The sequence below is a fragment of the Modestobacter sp. DSM 44400 genome (assembly GCF_900107175.1).
In the GTDB taxonomy this organism is placed as follows: domain Bacteria; phylum Actinomycetota; class Actinomycetes; order Mycobacteriales; family Geodermatophilaceae; genus Modestobacter.
Genome location: NZ_FNOZ01000063.1, coordinates 1 through 17,812, shown reverse-complemented (window position 1 = coordinate 17,812; position 17,812 = coordinate 1). Strand labels below are relative to the sequence as shown.

Sequence of the window (17,812 nt, the reverse complement as noted above, 5' to 3'; positions counted from 1 at the left end):
GCTCGGCCGATTCCAGTTCAGTGACTCTGGCCCGTAGTCGGGCGAGCTCCTGGACAGGCGTTTCACCTGCCGGAGGGGACTCGTCGTCGTCTCCGGGGTGCCTGCTGCGCACCGGCACGCCGGCAGCCTTCAGCCACGTCGACAGCGTCGCGTCCATGATCCCCAGGTCCCCGGCGATGCCCACCACCGTCGCCCCCGGCGTCGACCGGTACAGCTCCACGGCGTCCCGGCGGAACTCGTCGGAGTACGTCTTCCTTGCCACCGTCTGATCTTCTCGCTTCCTCCAGGCCCGGCCTGGATTCAGCGTGTCCACGATCAGGGGTCAAGTCCCGCTGCTCCGTCGGCTCATGAGGCGTGGACATGGGATCCCCCGTTCGAACCGCCGGCACGTCCGACGGTGGGCGAACGCTATGCCCGTGCATGGTGATGGGAAAGCCTTTCCTCACATGACGTTTCGCGTGGCGACCACCTGCGTCGCGGAGGCACCTCCAGTCCCATGGACCTGGCCACGAGCAATACCAGCTGGCGCCCACTGTGCACATTGCCGTGGCGGCAGTGCCGCGACCCAGGGGCGCAACTCGCGGGGATGGTGAGCCGGGTGAGGTGCGTGAGTCCGCTTTCTGGAGCATGAGCACTCGCTGGCGGACGCGAGCGTCCAATTTCCAGTCGGTCGCCCCGGTGGACGAAGAGAGCACGAACACGCATAGCGCCGGGCACAGACACCACAGTCGGCAGTGTTTTTCCACGGGGGGTGGACAGAGTGATGCGGGTTCCGAACGCCACCGAACTGGCCCGCTCCTCCGAAGGGCTGGGCGCCGTCGCAGATCGAGCGCGAGAAGGCACAGCTGGAGAAGGACCGGCAGCATTACCTGAACGCCCACGCAGCTCTGGTCGCCAAGGGTGATCTGACCGAGGCCGAGTTCCTGAGGGCCAAGCTCGACGACATTGATCGGGCCATCGAGGACGCCGACCACCGCGCAGTTAACATCCGTGCCGGATACGTGTACGTCATCTCCAACGTCGGCGCCTTCGGGGAGTCGATGGTCAAGGTCGGGATGACCCGCCGCCTCGATCCCATGGACCGCGTGCGGGAACTCGGGGACGCATCGGTCCCCTTCCGCTTCGACGTCCACGCGATCCACTTCTCCGAGGACGCCGTGGGCATCGAGTCGGCGCTGCTCCAGAAGCTGGCCGACCGACGTGTCAACATGGTCAGCCCGCGGCGGGAGTTCTTCCACGCTTCCCCCGGAGAGGTGAGGAACTCCTGACGAGTCTGGCCGGGAACCTGCTCCAGTTCGAGGACTTCCCCGAAGCCCTCGAGTACCGGCAGAGCGAGGTCCACCGCCGGCAGGAACTCGTCCCGACCGGCCCGTGAGGTTGGGGCAGGTCATCGAGGCACGCGTTCACAGCCGACGGGATGCTGCCCAGGAGTGAGTGGAGGTGCTGTCGACCGCCCACCGGTACTCCTCGGCGTCCTCGCCGTGGTTGCCCTCCTCGTTGGTCAGCCCGAACATGCGCTTCTTGAGGACCGGCCGGTGGACGGGGTCGTTGCCGTTTCCTGTCACGCGCCAAAGTCCGAAACGCGGGTCACCGGCTGGTCTTCCGCTGGCCAGAAGAGTCCACACCCGTCACCCCGGAACGGGCAGGTATCACATCTGATACCGTCACGGTCGTGGCCATGACCCTGCGCCTGGACGACCAGGAGAGCGAAGCGCTGCGCCGCCGGGCCGAGCTCGAGGGCCGGTCGATGCAGGAGGTCGCCCGGCAGGCCGTTCGCGACTACATCGAGCGGAACAGCAAACGCGAGCTGCTCGACCGCGTGCTGGACCAGGAACTGCCTCAATACGCCGAGGCGCTCGAGCGACTCGGTCAGTGATCCACCTCGACCTCGACGACCTACTGCACGTCGCGCGCCGCACGCTCGGCGAGGTCCAGCTGCGCGACATCGGCCTGCTGGAGTCCGCAGCGGCGAGACCACGGTCGACGGCGTTCGGCGAGGATGCCTACCCCTCGATCCACGAGAAGGCAGCGGCGCTGCTGCACTCACTCGCCCGGAACCATCCGCTGGTCGACGGCAACAAGCGGCTCTCGCTGGCCGCGACGATCGCGTTCTACGGTGTCAACGTCCTCCGGCTCACCCTGTCGAACGACGAAGCCTACGACTTGATCATGGCGGTCGCCGCCGGCGAGATCGACGACGTCGAACCGATCGCGGAGCGCCTGCGGTCGCACACCGCTCCCTGGAGTTGACGACACCACCTCAGCGGAAAACCGGCGTGCGGTCGGGTCAAGGCCGCTGAGAGCCTGGCTCAGTAGCGGGGGGTACCGCCCGGGCGGCTCCCGCCGCCGCGCTTGGCCCGGAAGTCCGCGATCGCCTTCTTGATCTTGGCTTGGTTCTGCGGCTTGCGAGCCTCCTGGACGACCTTGGCCGCGACGCCCGACGCCAGGAGTTTCCGGATCATGCCTGCCATGGTGACCTCCCTCTGATGGACCGTCTGGTGCTCGCTCATCCTGCCCGGTCCTGACGCACCACCGCACGATGTACCCCCGCGGCCTCCAGGACGCCCGGGAGCAAGACGGACCCGGCCGCCGTAGAAGGGGTCGAGTTCCGGGCCCTGCCCCTCTCGCCTGATTCCGATGTCGAAGCGCTCGCACCGCCAGAAGACCACGCGCCCCAAGCCAGGGCGCTCGAAGTCGGGGCGCTCGCCCAGGGGATCGAGTCCCGTCGCCTCGGCACGGCGGCAGCAGGAGCCCGACCTGATGGACGACGTCGCGGCCGCGCTCGCCGCGGACGACCGGCTGCGCCTGCTGGGGGTGGCGAGCTCGCTGCTGGCCGCGTTCGACGACCGCCCGACGCCGGGCCCGCCGACCGAGCCTTCGCTGCCGCCGCGGGACGAGGTGGTGCAGACCTCTTCGACGTGGACCTGGTCGCGACGTCGGCGCTGCTGGCGACCATCGCCGGGCTGGCCGGCGACGACGTCCTACGGCACCGGGTCCGCCGGGAGATCGCCGCTCGCCGCCATGTGTTGCCGCGCCGGCTCCTCGCACTGGACCAGGCGGAGCCGGTGGACCGGGTCGTCGAGATGCGGCACGTGCTGGGCGACGGGGACAACATCGTGCTCGGCGTCCGGTTGCCCGGCGGCCGCGAGCTCTGCATGACGTTCTACATCGACCACAACCTGGGCACGCTGGTGAAGGACGCCTTCGTCGTCCCGGGCGGGCTGGCGGAGCTGGTGGACATGATGGAGGCCAGTGCCGACGATCCGGACACGGCGCTCACCGACCTCGATCCGGCCGACGCCCGGGCACGGATCACCGAGGCGATGGAGCTCAGCGCCCTCACGTTCCCGCCGATCGAGACCGACACCTGGCCGGCCTGCCGCCCGCTCGTCGCAATGGGCGGTCGGCCTGCTGCCTGCCGGGGGCACCGGGTACGTGCGGCCGCAGTGGACGGACGACGACAAGCGGGCGCTCGCCGCACGTTTCTTCGCCTCGCCGTTCGGGGCCGGCCTGGACGACGCCGACCGCCGCGGCCTGCTGGAGTCACTGCTGTGGTTCGGCACCGACTACGGGCCCGGCGATCCGCTGCGCTGGAGCCCGGTGGCCGTCGAGATCCTGCTGGCCGACTGGATCCCGCGCAAGATCGTCGCCGACGTGCCCTATCTGGCGCAGGCGCCGGACCTGCTCCGGGCGTTCATCCGGTTCAGCCACGCGGAGCGCGGTATCCGGGGTCCGCTCACCGAGCAGACGCTGGCCGCGGTCGACGAGTGGGAGCCGGGGTACCGGGCGACGATCCGGACGCCGCGGCCGCAGGGCCCGGCGGCGTTGCTCGCCGCGATGGGGTTGCTCGACTCGAACAGCGCCCCGCCGCCGGAGTTCTTCGAGTCGGCCCTCGACGACGTGCTCCTGGACGATCTGCGCCGGGCCGTCGGCGGCGAGCAGGCTCTCGCCTCCCTCGACACCTCTCCCCTGCCTGACGAACCGTTCGACTGGCAGGAGGTGCCCGACGACGTCCACGAGCGGGTGGCGGAGGTGCTGGCACTTGTCGACCGGTGCTGCACCGAACTGTTCGATGTGGAGCTGCGCACCGCGGCCCGCCGGCTGCTGGCCCGGGTCGCCGCGGCGGACCCGGAGATCTTCCGGCGCCGAAGCCGGGCCGAGGGTTCCGCCGCGGCGATCTGCTGGATCGTCGCGACGGCCAACGACGTGTTCCGGGATCGCGACCTCACCGTGAAGCAGCTGACGAGTTGGTTCGGCATCGCCGGCACGCCCTCGACGCGGGCCAAGCCGCTGCTGACCGCGATCGGGGTCGATCCCGACGGCTACGCCTATGGCGACGGACACCTGGGTTCACCGGACTACCTGACCGGGGACCACCGCGCGGGCATGGTCGCCGGCCGCGACAGCCTGCGGGACGACGACCCTCGCTAGCGTGCGGGCATGGGATCCGCGGACGAGGCCCCGTCCACCGTGCGGTGCACCGAGGCCGAAGCGCTCGTCAACGTCGCCGCCGTCCTCCGGCTCTGCCAGGCCGGGAAGCTCACATGCAGTGCGGCCACGCACCGGCCGTCGGCCGCCACGGTGCGCGCCGTCGCCGACGTCCTCGTCGCCGACGACTTCTACCCGGACGACGCCATCGCCGCCTTCGCCTGGCCGCTGCTGCTGCAGGCCGGCGGGCTGGCGCGGCTGGACGGCGCCCGGCTCGCGCTGACGCCACGGGGCCGGTCGGCCCTCGGCCGGCCCGCCGCCGAGGTGGTGCGCGCGATCTGGGAGCGCTGGCCCCGCCACGCGCCGATCGACGAGCTCAGCCGGGTGGAGCAGATCAAGGGGCAGAAGGCCGCTGCGGCGCTGAGCGCGGCCGGCCCGCGGCGTGCCGCCGCGGTCGCCGCACTGGCGCACTGCCCGCCGGGGAAGTGGATCGGCGTGGACGCCCTCTTCGCCGTGCTCCGCCGAACCGAGCCCCGGCTGACCATCGCCCGGTCGGAGCGCGGCCTGTGGAAGCTCTACATCGCCGACCCCGAGTACGGCAGCCTCGGCTACGCCGGGTACCACGACTGGCCGGTCCTGGAGGGCCGCTACGTTCTCGCGGTCCTGTTCGAGTACGCCGCGACGCTGGGCCTGGTCGACGTCGAGTACGTTCCGCCGGCGCATGCCCGGGACGACTTCCGCGACATGTGGGGAGCCGACTGGATCGACGCGCTCAGCCGCTACGACGGGCTGCAGGCGGTCCGGCTGACCCCGCTCGGCGCCTACGCCGCCGGGCTGGCGCCCACGTACGTCCCCGCCGCGCCGGCGGTTCCCGACCGCGGGTTGCAGGTGCTGGCCAACTTCGACGTCGTCGCCCTCGCCGACCTTCCGCCCGGCGACCGTCTGGTCCTCGACGCCTTCGCCACCCGCACGGCCGACCGGGTGTGGACGCTGTCCACGGCGAGCCTGCTGAGCGCGATCAACGAGGGCCGGGCGCCCGGCGAGCTGGCCACCTTCCTGGCCGAGCGGGCGGTGAACGGAGTGCCTCCGGTCGTCCGGACGCTGCTCGAGGACGTCGCGACCCGGGCCGGTCGGGTCCGCGACCTGGGTCTGCACCGGGTCGTCGAGTGCGCCGACGCGCAGGTGGCGACCCTGCTGGAGCGGGACCGGACGCTGCGGGGCCTGTGTACCCGGGTGGGCGAGCGGCACCTGGTGATCGATCCGGCGGGAGAGGCCAGGGCCCGCGCCGCGCTGCTCAAGCTCGGCTACCCACTGGGGGCGGCATCCCGCTGAGCCGCGATGCTGCCCCGACGTCTCACAGTCGACGCCGTCCTCGTCCCGGTCGAACGTCGGCTTCCCCGTCACCCCCGGTCTGGGCTACGCCGGGACGGCGCGCCCGTCGACGAGGCGCTCGGCGTCGGCGGCCAGCTCGCCGAGGACGGCACGGGTGTCCCAGCCGCCCGGGTCGGTTGTGGACCGCCCGCCCGCGATCTGCTCGCGGGCCCACCGGCTCCAGGTCAGCGGATCAGGTAGGGCAGCGACGAGCCGGGCTCGGGGTTCCGGGTCGCCAAGACGTCATCGACCACGGAAGCAGCCTGGCACGTCGCACCTCGGTGTCACCTGATCTCCTTCGGCGCACGCCGATTCGCTCCCTGGACAGCTACTACCAGCGGGGACCGATGATGATCTCGGTGCCGTCGGGGCGGTAGGTGCGCCATCGGCCATCGGGTGGTCGTTCGACGCGGAAGCCGTGGTGCACCTTGGTGTGATGCCTCTCGCATACGAGGGCGGAGTTCGCCAGCGATGTCTCCCCGTGATCCCGGAGCCACTCCTCGAGGTGGTGCACGTCGCACCAGTGGGTGGGGGCTGAGCAGCCGGCGAACACGCAGTGCCGGTCGCGGCGTTCCACGGCCCGCCGGATGTGCGGCGGAACGACCCGCTTCTCCCGGCCCACGTCCAGCGGGAGCCCGTCGGGGCTCATCACCATCCGGGAGATGGTGCCGTCGCAGGCCAGCCACCGGGCCCGGGCAGCGGAGATCCGCGCCCCGAACCCGGTCTCGCCCGCACCCGGCCCGGTCGTGCTGGTGTCGGCGAGGTCCTCGACGTCGATGGTGACGATCACGTGCGGCTTGACCGTGCGCAGAAACGGCAGGTTGCCGCTCGCCAGCTGGTTGTCGCAGAGCTGGACCAGCGCGTCGGCCTGCTGCTGGGCGCGGGTGCGGGTGTCGCCCTGCGGGCGGGCGGCCTGCACGATCGACTCCAGGGCGGCCTGCAGCTTCTCCCCACCCACCGCGTCCAGGTCGAACCGGCCGGTCACGCTGCCGTCGGCGTGCTTGGCGATGGTCAGCCGCCGGCCCTCGGTCGGGTCTGGCTCGGAGCCGTCGGGGTCCAGCGCGGCCAGGTAGATCTTCACGACGTCCTGCAGCTTGTCGTGCGGTGCGGTGGCGGCGACTGCCGCCAGGTCGGCCTCCATCGCCGGCACGTCGACACCCTGCGCCGCGGCGGCGGCCAACGCCTCGGGCTTGGCGATCGGGGCGATCACCGCGACCTGCTCCGCGGTCACCTCACCGGCGGCGAACCCCGCGGCGACGGCGGGCAGGTGCTCCAGCGCCCGGCCGGCGTGCACTATCCGCGACGCCACACCGGAGGACAGCCGGCCGTGCCCACGCAGCCAGGACGGCATCGTCTTCAGCCCGTCGTGCTCCGCGGCCTGGGTGAGCTCGCATTCCCGGACCGTGCGGGTCAACTCGGCATCGATCCGGTTCCGTGCCTGCAGCAGCTCCGCGGCCCGGTCCAGCAGCTGCGGACCGAACATCGGCTTGAGGTCGTCGGCGGCGAGGGCGTCCAGGGCCGAGGTCAGCTCACCCATGTCACCTCCCGGAGCGCTTCGAACTGGTGTTCGAAGCCTACCGCGGCAAACCCGCCCTCACAAGACAAAAGCGCAGGTCACGGCCGATCGACCGGTCACCAAGGGTCGTGACCAGCGCCGCGGCGGTGTGCTTTCGGTACCAAAAGCCTCCGCGCTGTTGGTACCGAAAGCGCCCACTGCGGAAGTACGGGATGGGCGGCGGCTCAGCGCACTGCCGGCAGGACGCCGAGGCGGTGCATCGTGTACCGGTCGCCGCACACCGACCAGGTGAGCGGCTGTCCAGGGCGAAGTTGCCCCGGGCGAGGAAGACCCACTGGGCATTGCTACCTGGGTGGTGTCGCGGTGGGCGACCTCGGTGCACATCGCCGCCGACCGGGCGCCCAGGAAGGCCGAAAGGCAGGCGCGCACGTCACCGCCGACGGCGGGAGCGGGCGCCGCCCGCCGCGCTGCCGCCCGAATGCCGCCGAAGGCGTCCGACTGCTCCCCTGGTCCGTGCAGAACCATCGCGTCGAAGTGGGCGGACTGCCCGAGCACGGGCAGGCCGTCGGCGAGCGCCTGGTCCACGGCGGCACGGGAGTTGCCGGCGTCGACGCGGTCGTCCTGCGCCCGGCGGAAGAACGGGCCGGCGGCGGCTCGCCAGGCGGCCGCGAACGCCGGCCGAGGCCCTCCCGGGTGGCCCGCCCCATCCCGCGCTGCCGCTCCCACTACACCGCGGGCAGGCACTCGCTCACCCCGATGACGTCCGGCGGGGCGTCGACCGATCCTCCTCGTTCGGAGGTCAGCTCTCGCAGGCGACGCCGTCCTTGTCTCGGTCGAGCTTGTCCTGGTAGCCGGGCTGCCCGCGGTACAGCGGCGCCGCCCCCGCAGCCTTCGCCTCCGTGCAGTTGGCGAAGGCACCGGTCACGACCGGAGCCGGAGCCGGAACGGGCGCCGGAGCAGGCGCCGGGACCGGCACGGGCACCGGCGCGACAGCGGCGGGCGCCTGCTGGGGCACCGGCTTAGGCGCGGCGGCAGTGGAACGCGGGGCTGCCGTCGTCGCGACGGCGGTGGACGTGGCCGGGACGTTGGCGACGACGCCGCCGGGCAGCGGCTCGTTCGGGCAGGCGCTGAGCACCGTAGCGATGGCGTTGCGCTCGGCCTGGGTCATCCAGAGCCCGTAGGCGACCTTCACCGCGACCTGGCGGGCGACGTAGGCGCAGCGGTAGCCCTTGTTCGGCGGCAGCCAGGTGGCGGCATCGCCGTCCCCCTTCTGCATGTTGAGCGGCCCGTCGACGGCGAGCAGGTTGAGCGGGTCGTTGGCGAAGGCTGTCCGCTTGGCCGTCTCCCAGCCCTGCGAACCGGTCTGCCAGCTGTTGGACAGCGCCACGACGTGGTCGATCTGCACGGCCGCGCTGGTGGCCTGGCCGCGGAGGAAGGCGATCGCCTTCGCGGAGTACGGGTCGGCGAGGGAGCCGGTGAGCACGACGCAGTTGCGGGTGCCGGGCTTGAACGTCTCGGCCGTCAGGTCGCGGGCGAGGACGTCGTTGCGGGTGTCGCAGCCGTTGCGGTCGACGTCGCTCCATGCCGCGCCGAACAGGTCGCGGTCGTAGCCGGTCTGGGGAGCGCGACCCTGCACCACCACAGCCGCGAGGGCAGCGAGGGCGGTGGCGGGCTGCGCGGAGACGACGGCGGTGTCGGTAGCTGAGTCGCTGAGCAGCCCGGTGACGGCGCTGACGGCGGTGGGCGCGGTCGCCGCTTCCTCGGCCTCCCGGCGCAGCATGGCCGCCTCTGCGGCGGCGATCGCAGCTTCCGTGTCAGCGGTGGGCGAGGCGGTCGCGGTGGCCGTGGAGGTCGCCGCGGCGGCGGAGGATGCGGCGGCGGGCTCGGTGGGCGGGGCGGTCACGCCGCCGACGGTCACGGCGACGAGACCGGCCGCGACGACGATCCCGCCGACTCTCCGGGAGGCGATGAAGGCCCACCGAGCCCGGCCGACGACAACGGCGGCCAGCCCGACCAGGAGAGCGATGAACCCGAGCATCAGCAGGGCGCCGCCGACCCCGCCCGAGGCAGCACCGGCGATGACGAGCAGCAGGACGAGCGCGCCGACGATCGCGAGGACGACGGGCCGCCGGTTGCTGGCCGGCTCCTGCCCGGGGAGGGCCGGCGGGGCGAGGAGCCGTGCCGGGAGCTCGAACGTCCCGGTGTCGTGCCGGACGGGCGTTGGTCCGGCGGGGGCGACGATCTCCCCGGTCGCGACCTGGCGGAAGGTCTCGAGCGCGGCGAACGGGTCGACCGTGCCGAACGGGAGCTGGACGTCCCGGGACTTGACCACGGCGCCGGGCATCGTGGCGGCGACCTTGCGGGCCGCCGAACCGGCAGCGGTCAGCCGCAGCCCGTTCACGTAGAGGGTGATCGCCCGCTCGGTCGGGTCGGTGGAGACCAGGCGCAGGTAGTCGGCGGTGCCGTTGCCGCCGGGCGGGGTGGGGGCGAAGCCGAGCGCCGCGGCCCGGACGACCACGGCGCGGACCGGCGTCCCGGGGTTCCGGGACTCCCACTGGGTCAGGAGCGCCTCGACTGCGGCTGGATGCGACGACGACATGAGCAGACCCCCCGTTGGACGTTCGGCGAACCGCCTCATCGTGGGTTCGCGCCCGCCGTCCGGAGGGTTGCGACAGGCCGACTGACCTGCACCGTCGCCCCGTCGCTCCCACCGGTCCCCGACGTCCCAGCGGCACCGCGGGAATCGTCAGAACACCGCGGCGATCGCGGCCGGGTCGTGGCCGCCGACCCGGCGCAGCAGGTCGTAGGACTCGGCGATGAGCTGCATGTCGGCGTACTCGATGCCGTTGTGGATCATCTTGACGAAGTGCCCCGCGCCGTCGATGCCCACGTGGGTCACGCACGGCTCGCCCTCGGCGACGGCGGCGATCGAGGCGAGGATCGGGCCGAGCGTCTCGTACGCCTCGGCCGACCCGCCCGGCATGATCGAGGGCCCCTTGAGGGCTCCCTCCTCGCCGCCGGAGATTCCGGCGCCGACGAAGTTGAGCTTCTTGTCCTTGAGGGCCCGCTCCCGCCGGATGGTGTCCTGGAAGTTGGCGTTCCCACCGTCGACGATGATGTCGCCCTCTTCGAAGGCCTCGGCGAGCTGGTCGATGACGGCGTCGGTGCCCTGGCCGGCCTGCACCATGATGATCGCGGTCCGCGGCCGGGTCAGGGAGGCGGCGAAGTCCTCGATCGTCGTCGACGGGATGAACCCGGCATCACCGTGCTCGGTCATCAACGTGTCGGTGCGCCCCGGCGACCGGTTGTAGACGGCCACCGTGTTGCCCTCGCGGCTGGCGAGGTTGCGGGCCAGGTTCGACCCCATCACGGCCAGGCCGACGACGCCGATGTTCGCTCGTGCTGCGGTGCTCATCGTCTTCTCTCCCTCGGTACCTGCTCCCTCGACAGGTGCAGTGACCCCAGGCGCAACCCCGGTACGCCGTCGCGCATGCCCGCCGGGTCAGCCGGCCAGCGAGCTCGGCAGCCGGTCGGCGGACTCCTGCGGCAACGGCTGCAGCTGGCTGACGACGTCGACGGCGCTGGCCCCGGTGGCATCCATGGACTTCTTCACCTTGGCGCCGTAGAGGTCGACGTACTCCTGGCCGGACAGCAGCATGATCTCGTACATGATCTCGTCGGTGATGGACCGTTCGACGAAACGGTCGCCGGACAGCCCGTCGTAGCGGGAGAAGTCCAGCGGCTCCCCGAACCGGACGACCACGCGTACGAGCTTCCCGCCCAGGTCGCCGACCAGGGGCAGCCGCCGCGGCGTGTAGACCATCGCCACCGGCACGACCGGGGCGCCGGTCTCCAGCGCCATCCGGGCGATCCCGGTCTTGCCGCGGAACAGCCGCCCGTCCGGGGACCGGGTGCCCTCGGGGTAGACGCCCAGCAGCTTGCCCTCGGTGAGGATGCGCATGCCGGTGCGGATCGCGCCCTCGGCGGCCGTGCCGCTGGTGCGGTCGATGGGCACCTGGCCGCTGCCGGCGAAGAACACCCGCTGGAAGAAGCCCTTCACCCCGGTGCCGGTGAAGTACTCGGCCTTGGCCAGGAAGGTGACCCGCCGGCGCAGCGACATCGGCATGAAGACCCAGTCCGCCGCCGACAGGTGGTTGCTCGCGATGATCGCCGCACCGGTCGCCGGAACCCCCTCGGTGCCCTCGGCCCGGGGCCGGAACACGAGCTTCACGATCGGCCCCACGGCCACGAACTTGAGGAACCAGTAGAACAACGCGCCTCCCTCAGCGACTGTCAGACTAGGGAGAGCCGGGCCGCGCGACAATCGCACGCCCCTCCCGCACCACCGCTCTGCCGCCCCACCCGCCCCGGCGTCTGCAGTCGACGCCCCCCGCCGCCCACGGAGGACCGATGATGCAGGCCACGCCGGGAATGCCCGGAGCCGAGCCCTTCTCCCTGGGCGAGGGCCCGGTGGGGGTGCTGCTGTGCCACGGCTTCACCGGCACCCCCCAGGGGATGCGGCCGTGGGGCGAGCACCTGGCCGCCGCCGGGTTCACCGTGCGCTGTCCGCTGCTGCCCGGGCACGGCACCCGCTGGCAGGACGCCAACGCCAGCAGCGAGGACGACTGGTACGGCGCCCTGTCCGCGGCCCTGGACGAGATGACCGCCCACTGCTCCGCCGTGGTGGTCGCCGGGCTGTCGATGGGGGGCACGCTGGCGCTCCAGCTGGCCGAGCGTCGTCCGGACGACGTCGCCGCCCTGGTGCTGGTCAACCCCTCGCTGCTCACCGAGCGCCGCGACGCGAAGCTGCTGCCGGTGCTGGCCCGGCTCACCCCCGCCTGGGCACCGATCGGCAGCGACATCAAGAAGCCGGGCAGCACGGAGCTGGCCTATCCGCGGCTGCCCACCCGGGCCGCCGTTGCGCTGCGCCGGCTGTGGACCGCAGTGCGCGCCGACCTGGGCCGGGTTCAGGCGCCGCTGCTGGTCTTCCGCAGCACCGAGGACCACGTCGTCGAGCCGGCGTCGGTGCGGGTGCTGCTGGCCGGAGTGGGCAGCAGCGACGTCACCGAGGTGCTGCTGCACGACAGCTACCACGTCGCGACGCTGGACAACGACGCCCCGGCGATCTTCGCGGGCTCGGTGGACTGGATCCGGGACCGGGTGCCCGCGGCCGCCCCCGCGCCGGAGGTGCCGTGACGCTCCCCCGCCGCGGCCGGGGCCGCCGGGACAACGGACTGGACGCCGCCCTGTGGTCACCGCTGACCGACGTCGACCCGCGGATCGGTGAGCACCTGCTCGACCTGTTGGCCACCGCCGGTATCGCCGCCTACCTGGAGCCGGCCACCGACGTCGGCCCGTACACGCGCACCGTGTTCCTGCCCAGTCCGCCCTCGGACCGGCTGTTCGTCGACCGGTCCCGGCGGGCCGAGGCCCGCGAGCTGCTCGCCCGGCACGGCGACCCCGCGGAGGCCCCGGCCCCCGCGCCGGCGCCGCCCCCGCTGACCGACGACGACCTCGAGTTCGCCCGGATCGTCGCCGCCTTCGAGGCCGAGCACGGCCCGGCCCCGGCCGCGCGCGACGAGCCGCGGGACGATCCGCCCCCGCCGCCGGCCGAGCCCTCGGTGCTCGATGCGCTCGACGCCGCCGACCACTACGAGCCCCCGCCGCCGCCCCCGCTGCCGGTGCTGTCCCCCGCCACGATGTACGCGCTGCTGTTGCTGGTGGTCGGCGTGCTGCTGGTCTTCCGGCCCGGCACGGTCGGGCTTTCCGGCGACGTCGGTCTGGTGCTGGGCGTGGCCGCAGTGATCGGCGGGGTCTTCGTGCTGGTGTCCCGGATGCGGGAGCGGTCGGTGGACGACGGCGACGACGGCGCCGTGGTGTGACCGGACGAGCGGGTCGGCATGCGGAGCATCCCGACCATCGCTCGTGCGGAACCGGCGGGACGCTCGGCGGAGCCGAGACCCCGCCCTCCACACCGGAGGAGGATCCCTTAGCGTCCCCGGGGTGACCACCCCGCCGCGCGCGCTCCCGCACCGCACCACGGTGACCATCACCGGCCACCTGATGGACACCGGCATCCTCGCCCGCGTGCTCGACGACGTGCTCGAGTACGGCGGCGACTACCGGATCGAGTCCCTGGACCTGGGCCGCCAGCACGAGGACGAGTCGCGGGCGCTGGTCGAGGTGAGCGCCGACGAGGCCGAGCGGCTCGATCGGATCCTCATGCGGGTCCAGGTGCACGGCGCCAACGCCACCGACCCCGGGACGGCGACCACCCGGCCGGCGCCCGCCGACGGCGTCTTCCCCGACGACTTCTACTCCACCACCAACCTGGAGACCCTGGTCCGCCTCGAGCGCGACTGGATCCGGGTCGAGCGCCCGGAGATGGACTGCGGACTGGTGGTCACCGGGGCCGGCGACGCCAGGGTCATCCGCACCGTGCCGGTCAGCGACGTGCGGGCCGGAGAGACAGTGGTCTGCGGCGCGCACGGCGTTCGGGTCGAGCTCCCGCCGCAGGCCCCCCGCGGCGAGGAGGACGACTTCGGGTTCATGTCGTCGGCGGTCTCCAGCGAGAAGCCGCAGGCGCTGCTGGTGCACCAGATCGCCGAGCGGATGCGCGAGGTCAAGGCCGCCGGGGGCCGCATCCTGTGGGTCGGGGGCCCGGCGGTGGTGCACACCGGCGCGGCGCCGGCGATGGTCCGGCTGGTGCGCGCCGGCTACGTCGACGTCCTGTTCGCCGGCAACGCGCTGGCCACCCACGACATCGAGTCCTCGCTGTTCGGTACCTCCCTCGGCGTCGACCTGGCCAAGGGCTCGGGCGTCCCGCACGGGCACGAGCACCACATCCGGGCGATCAACACCATCCGGCGGGCCGGCTCGATCGCCGCGGCGGTGGAGACCGGGGTGCTCACCGGTGGGGTGATGCACGCGATGGTGCAGGCGGACAAGCCGTTCGTGCTGGTCGGTTCCGTACGCGACGACGGGCCGCTGCCCGACGTCTTCACCGACGTGATCGAGGGTCAGCGGGCGATGCGGGCCGAGCTCCCCGGCGTCGGCTTCGCGATCATGGTGGCCACGATGCTGCACTCGATCGCGACCGGGAACATCCTGCCGGCGTCGATCCCGCTGGTCTGCGTGGACATCAACCCGGCCACGGTGACCAAGCTGGCCGACCGCGGGAGCGCCCAGGCGATGGGCATCGTCACCGACATCGGCCTGTTCCTCGAGCAGCTGGCCCGCGAGCTCGCCCCCGAATAAGGCCCCCTCCCGGGTCCCGCCCCGAGCCTGCGAGGGGTGGGGAGGAGGGGGTCCTTGCTCAGGCCTCGCCCTCGCAGACCGCGCGGCGGACCAGGTTCGCCGCCCCGACCAGCCCGGCCTGCGCACCGAGCTGGGCGGCGAGCACCCGTGGACCCGGTCGGAACCCGCGGCCGGGCAGGGCGCGCTCCAAGCGCTCCCGGGCAGGGGTCAGCACCATCTCCCCGAGCACGCTCACCCCGCCGCCGATGACGACCACCTCGGGGTCCAGCACCGCCGCCAGGTCGGCGATGCCCTGCCCGAGCCACGCCCCGACGTCGCACAGCAGCTCGTTGGCCAGCGGGTCGCCGGCCTGTGCCGCGGTGGCGACGACCTCCCCGGTGATGAGGTCCGGGTTCCCCCCGACCCGGTCCAGCAGGTCGGCTGCTGCCGCCGGCGAGGACAGCGCGACCTCCCGGCCGGTCTGCCCCAGAGCGGTGCCGCTGGCGTACTGCTCCCAGCAGCCGCGGTTGCCGCACGCGCACAGCCGGCCGTCGGGCACGACCCGCATGTGCCCCCACTCGCCGGCCACGCCGTGGGCGCCCCGCTGCAGCCGGCCGTCGAGCACGATGCCGCCGCCGATGCCGGTGCCCAGCGTGATCACCAGCGCCAGGTCGCTGCCGCGTGCGGCGCCGTAGCGGTACTCCGCCCAGGCCGCCGCGTCGGCGTCGTTGCCCACCCACATCGGGCGCTGCAGCCGGTCGCCCAGCTCCTTGCGCAGCGCCTGGTTGCGCCAGGCCAGGTGCGGGCTGAACAGCACGGTGTCACCGGTGCGGTCGAACCAGCCGGCCGCGCCGACCCCTACGCCGACCAGCGGGCCGCCGTGCCGCTCGGCGAGCTCCTCGACGACCGCGGCGATGGCGTCCTCGGTGGCCTCGACGGAGCGACTCGGGGTGGCCCGGCGGGCGGTGTCCAGGATGGTGCCGTCGGGGGCGACGACCCCGCCGGCGACCTTGGTGCCGCCGATGTCGATGCCCAGCGCGGGCAGGTCACCGCCACCGGCGTTCTTCACCGGCGCGTCCTCGTACCGCATCACGCCACCTCGATCCGCTGGACCGGCGCCGGGGCCGGCTCGTCGTCGCCGGCCACGGGCTCGTCCTCGGCGGCGGGCTCGGCAGGGGCCGGGCCGGCCGCTGCCGCCTGGGCGCGGACCACCGTGGCAGCCGTGGTGAGCAGGTCCGCCAGCCCCTCGAGCAGGTCGGGACGCCGGCCGCGCAGCGCGGCCAGGCCGACACACAGCGGGCACCAGCGGCACTCGGCCGGCTGGCCGGCGCCGTCCCCGGACGCGGGGGCCGCCGGGGAATCGGTGCGGCTCCCCATCGCCGCCAGCGCGTCGGCCAGGCCGGAGCCGGCGAGGAAGCGGCGGGCCTCGTCGGCCCAGTCCGGTGCGGGGCTCGTCATGCGCGGATCTCCTCAGCCTCGAGCAACCCGGTCGGCCACTGCGCCCGGTCGGGGGTGAAACGCACCTCGAGGGTGGCCCCGGCCGTGCCGGGCGCGGCGAGCGTCCCGCCGGATACGGTGCAGCGGCGCAGCAGCGGGTCCAGCGGGACCGACCGACGCTGGCCGGCCGCGCTGACCACCAGGTCGTCGGCCCAGCGGGTCAGTTCGACCGCTCCCCTGCGGGCGAAGGGCAGGGGCAGCGCCAGCAGCCATCCGGCGCCGTCCCGGTGCGGGGTCGGTTGCGGCACCGGCGCGGGGTCCGCCCCGGGGACGGCGGCGTCGAGTGCCAGCAGCGCCGGCACGTCGGCCGGCGGAACGGCGGTCTCGGCCACCTCGCGCAGCGGGCCGGCCGTCGCGGACAGCTCGTCCAATGCGGTCTGCTGCACCTGCGCCCGCCGGGCCCCCCACTCCCCCGGCAGGGCCGGCAGCACGCGGTCGACGGTGACCGACGCGACCCGCTGTCCGAGCACGGCCAGCGCGGTGGCGGTGGTACGCAGCTCGCCGACGGCCGCCGGCTCCGGGCGCAGCACCAGGTGGACGGCGGTGCGCGCGGGGTCGGCCAGCGGCACCTGCCCGATCAGTTCCTCCAGCGCCGCGGCCCCGCCCAGCGCGGCGGCCGCACCGCCGGGCCGCCCCGGGGCGACGGCCGAGCGCAGGGTCGCCAACACCCGGAGCCGGGGCGGGGCCGCCTGGGTCAGCCACCAGCGGAGCGCGCCGGGCAGGGCGACCAGCCCCAGCGCCGTGGCGGTCGGGCCGGCGTCCAGCACCACGACGTCGGTCCGGCCGGCGGCGGCGTGGCCGGCCAGCGCGGCCAGCAGCGCGAACTCCGCCGCGGCCGGCACGGGCACCACCGAGCTGGCCGGCGGCACGGCGACCGGGAGGGCGGCCGACAGCGCCTCCAGGTGCCGGGCCCACACCTGCTCGAGGATGGGCAGCGGGGCGACGGACTCGACCCGCACCGCGCCGTCCAGGCCGGCGACGGGCGTCGCCCGGGTGGTCAGCAGCACGCAGCGTGACCCGGCGGCGGCAAGCTGTACCGCGGTCGCGGCGGCCACGGTGGAGGCGCCGGCGCCCCCGGGCCCGGTGACGAGGAGGATCTGCACGGTCAGCCCTCGACGCGCTTCTTGAGCTCCTTGAGCGCGGTGTCGAGAATGACCTTCTCCGCCTTGCGCTTGATCAGGCCGAGCATGGGGATCGCCAGGTCGATGGTGATCGAGTACGTGACCTCGGTGGCGCCGCCGATGTCGCGCAGCGTGTACGAGCCGTCCTGCCGCTTCTGCATCTGGCCCTGCACCAGCGTCCAGCTGACCCGCGAGTCGCCGTCCCACGTGTAGTCCAGGACGTAGTCGTCCTTCACCGCGCCCTGCTCGATGACGAAGTGGACACGCCGGGCCCGGCCGTCGGGCGCGGGCACGACCACCTCGACGGTCCTCGCCGCGGCCACCCACTGCGGATAGCCGGGAAAGTCGGCGATCACGGCCATGACGTCGGCCGCAGGAGCGTCGATGACGATCGACTGGGTGGACTGGTCGGCCATGCGCGCAGGGTAGTCGGTCGGCATCCTCCGGCCGTTCTGCCCGAGGTGCAGGCTGCCCCGGCCGGGTGACGCACGGGTCCTGCCGGTAGCCCGCCGGACTAGAGCGTGTCTGCCAAAGATTGGCGGGTTGGTGGGCGACGCTGGACGAATGTTGCGTACCGACGAGATCCCGGACGAGTTGTGGGAGTTGATCCAGCCGGTGCTGCCTGCCGGCGGTCATCAGGGCC

20 protein-coding genes are annotated in these 17,812 nt (G+C 73.3%); 8 read left to right on the top strand and 12 right to left on the bottom strand.

All coding sequences use genetic code 11. The features are described 5' to 3' along the window. On the bottom strand, positions 1–262 hold a 262-nt coding region (locus BLW04_RS22365; RefSeq protein ID WP_175484215.1), incomplete at its 3' end, for a transposase. 739 nt (positions 263–1,001) lie between these two features. Between BLW04_RS22365 and BLW04_RS27765 the strand changes: the two genes are divergently transcribed. Further along, complete coding sequence (locus tag BLW04_RS27765) at positions 1,002–1,268, top strand: GIY-YIG nuclease family protein (RefSeq protein ID WP_217631195.1); 267 nt, start codon at positions 1,002–1,004, stop codon at positions 1,266–1,268. Between the two features lie 135 nt (positions 1,269–1,403). Here BLW04_RS27765 and BLW04_RS27065 read toward each other — a convergent pair whose 3' ends face one another. Then, positions 1,404–1,565, bottom strand: coding sequence for a hypothetical protein (locus BLW04_RS27065; RefSeq protein ID WP_175484214.1), 162 nt, complete (start codon positions 1,563–1,565; stop codon positions 1,404–1,406). Positions 1,566–1,678: 113 nt separating this feature from the next. Here BLW04_RS27065 and BLW04_RS22355 point away from each other — a divergent pair, with 113 nt between their 5' ends. After that, entirely contained in the window at positions 1,679–1,876 is a 198-nt protein-coding gene (locus tag BLW04_RS22355) for a ribbon-helix-helix protein, CopG family (protein ID WP_091547599.1), read from the top strand. Then, positions 1,873–2,250 carry a type II toxin-antitoxin system death-on-curing family toxin gene (locus BLW04_RS22350; RefSeq protein WP_091547597.1) on the top strand — a complete coding sequence of 126 codons (378 nt, stop codon included), beginning with the start codon at positions 1,873–1,875 and terminating at the stop codon, positions 2,248–2,250. The genes BLW04_RS22355 and BLW04_RS22350 overlap by 4 nt, the downstream gene beginning before the upstream one ends. 59 nt (positions 2,251–2,309) lie before the next feature. On the opposite strand, the gene BLW04_RS22345 is transcribed toward BLW04_RS22350, so the two are convergent. Next, positions 2,310–2,462 (bottom strand): hypothetical protein, encoded by a 153-nt coding sequence (locus tag BLW04_RS22345; RefSeq protein ID WP_175484212.1) that lies wholly within the window; start codon positions 2,460–2,462, stop codon positions 2,310–2,312. A gap of 973 nt (positions 2,463–3,435) precedes the next feature. Between BLW04_RS22345 and BLW04_RS28835 the strand changes: the two genes are divergently transcribed. Together BLW04_RS28835 and BLW04_RS22335 are read left to right on the top strand one after the other, a co-directional pair. Further along, the gene (locus tag BLW04_RS28835) at positions 3,436–4,431 is read left to right on the top strand and encodes a DUF6398 domain-containing protein (protein ID WP_254781888.1); all 996 of its coding nucleotides are present in this window, start codon (positions 3,436–3,438) and stop codon (positions 4,429–4,431) included. A 9-nt stretch (positions 4,432–4,440) separates the two neighbouring features. Further along, positions 4,441–5,760 (top strand): helicase-associated domain-containing protein, encoded by a 1,320-nt coding sequence (locus BLW04_RS22335; protein ID WP_091547592.1) that lies wholly within the window; start codon positions 4,441–4,443, stop codon positions 5,758–5,760. A 370-nt stretch (positions 5,761–6,130) separates the two neighbouring features. On the opposite strand, the gene BLW04_RS22330 is transcribed toward BLW04_RS22335, so the two are convergent. From BLW04_RS22330 to BLW04_RS22310, 5 genes are all read right to left on the bottom strand, one after another. Next, entirely contained in the window at positions 6,131–7,336 is a 1,206-nt protein-coding gene (locus BLW04_RS22330; protein WP_091547589.1) for an HNH endonuclease signature motif containing protein, read from the bottom strand. 57 nt (positions 7,337–7,393) lie between these two features. Further along, positions 7,394–8,041 carry a chitosanase gene (locus BLW04_RS29825; protein WP_371327816.1) on the bottom strand — a complete coding sequence of 216 codons (648 nt, stop codon included), beginning with the start codon at positions 8,039–8,041 and terminating at the stop codon, positions 7,394–7,396. A gap of 73 nt (positions 8,042–8,114) precedes the next feature. Then, on the bottom strand, positions 8,115–9,914 hold the full coding sequence (locus tag BLW04_RS28830; protein ID WP_254781887.1) for a GmrSD restriction endonuclease domain-containing protein: 1,800 nt from the start codon (positions 9,912–9,914) through the stop codon (positions 8,115–8,117). A 147-nt stretch (positions 9,915–10,061) separates the two neighbouring features. Beyond that, entirely contained in the window at positions 10,062–10,730 is a 669-nt protein-coding gene (locus tag BLW04_RS22315) for an NAD(P)-binding domain-containing protein (RefSeq protein WP_217631193.1), read from the bottom strand. Between the two features lie 87 nt (positions 10,731–10,817). After that, positions 10,818–11,588 carry a lysophospholipid acyltransferase family protein gene (locus BLW04_RS22310; RefSeq protein ID WP_091547582.1) on the bottom strand — a complete coding sequence of 257 codons (771 nt, stop codon included), beginning with the start codon at positions 11,586–11,588 and terminating at the stop codon, positions 10,818–10,820. A gap of 137 nt (positions 11,589–11,725) precedes the next feature. On the opposite strand from BLW04_RS22310, the gene BLW04_RS22305 reads away from it, so the two are divergent. From BLW04_RS22305 to BLW04_RS22295, 3 genes are all read left to right on the top strand, one after another. Beyond that, positions 11,726–12,511: an alpha/beta hydrolase gene (locus BLW04_RS22305; RefSeq protein WP_305777671.1), complete on the top strand. Its 786-nt coding sequence runs from the start codon at positions 11,726–11,728 to the stop codon at positions 12,509–12,511. Then, a complete protein-coding gene (locus BLW04_RS22300) occupies positions 12,508–13,197 on the top strand; it encodes a hypothetical protein (RefSeq protein WP_091547580.1) in 690 nt (229 codons plus the stop codon). Before BLW04_RS22305 ends, BLW04_RS22300 begins: the two co-directional genes overlap by 4 nt. 121 nt (positions 13,198–13,318) lie before the next feature. Continuing rightward, positions 13,319–14,572, top strand: a complete 1,254-nt coding sequence (locus tag BLW04_RS22295; RefSeq protein WP_091547577.1) for an ornithine cyclodeaminase, nickel-pincer nucleotide-dependent — start codon at positions 13,319–13,321, stop codon at positions 14,570–14,572. A gap of 58 nt (positions 14,573–14,630) precedes the next feature. Here the strand turns inward: BLW04_RS22295 and BLW04_RS22290 are convergent, their stop codons facing one another. Genes BLW04_RS22290 through BLW04_RS22275 form a run of 4 tightly spaced genes read right to left on the bottom strand, consistent with a single transcriptional unit; the run spans position 14,631 to position 17,585 of the window. Further along, a complete protein-coding gene (locus tag BLW04_RS22290) occupies positions 14,631–15,641 on the bottom strand; it encodes an ROK family protein (RefSeq protein WP_091547575.1) in 1,011 nt (336 codons plus the stop codon). Next, on the bottom strand, positions 15,641–16,009 hold the full coding sequence (locus BLW04_RS22285) for a hypothetical protein (protein ID WP_091547572.1): 369 nt from the start codon (positions 16,007–16,009) through the stop codon (positions 15,641–15,643). Before BLW04_RS22285 ends, BLW04_RS22290 begins: the two co-directional genes overlap by 1 nt. Continuing rightward, positions 16,006–17,151 carry an ArsA family ATPase gene (locus BLW04_RS22280; protein WP_091547569.1) on the bottom strand — a complete coding sequence of 382 codons (1,146 nt, stop codon included), beginning with the start codon at positions 17,149–17,151 and terminating at the stop codon, positions 16,006–16,008. Before BLW04_RS22280 ends, BLW04_RS22285 begins: the two co-directional genes overlap by 4 nt. A gap of 2 nt (positions 17,152–17,153) precedes the next feature. Beyond that, complete coding sequence (locus BLW04_RS22275) at positions 17,154–17,585, bottom strand: SRPBCC family protein (protein ID WP_091547566.1); 432 nt, start codon at positions 17,583–17,585, stop codon at positions 17,154–17,156. Positions 17,586–17,812 lie beyond the last annotated feature (227 nt).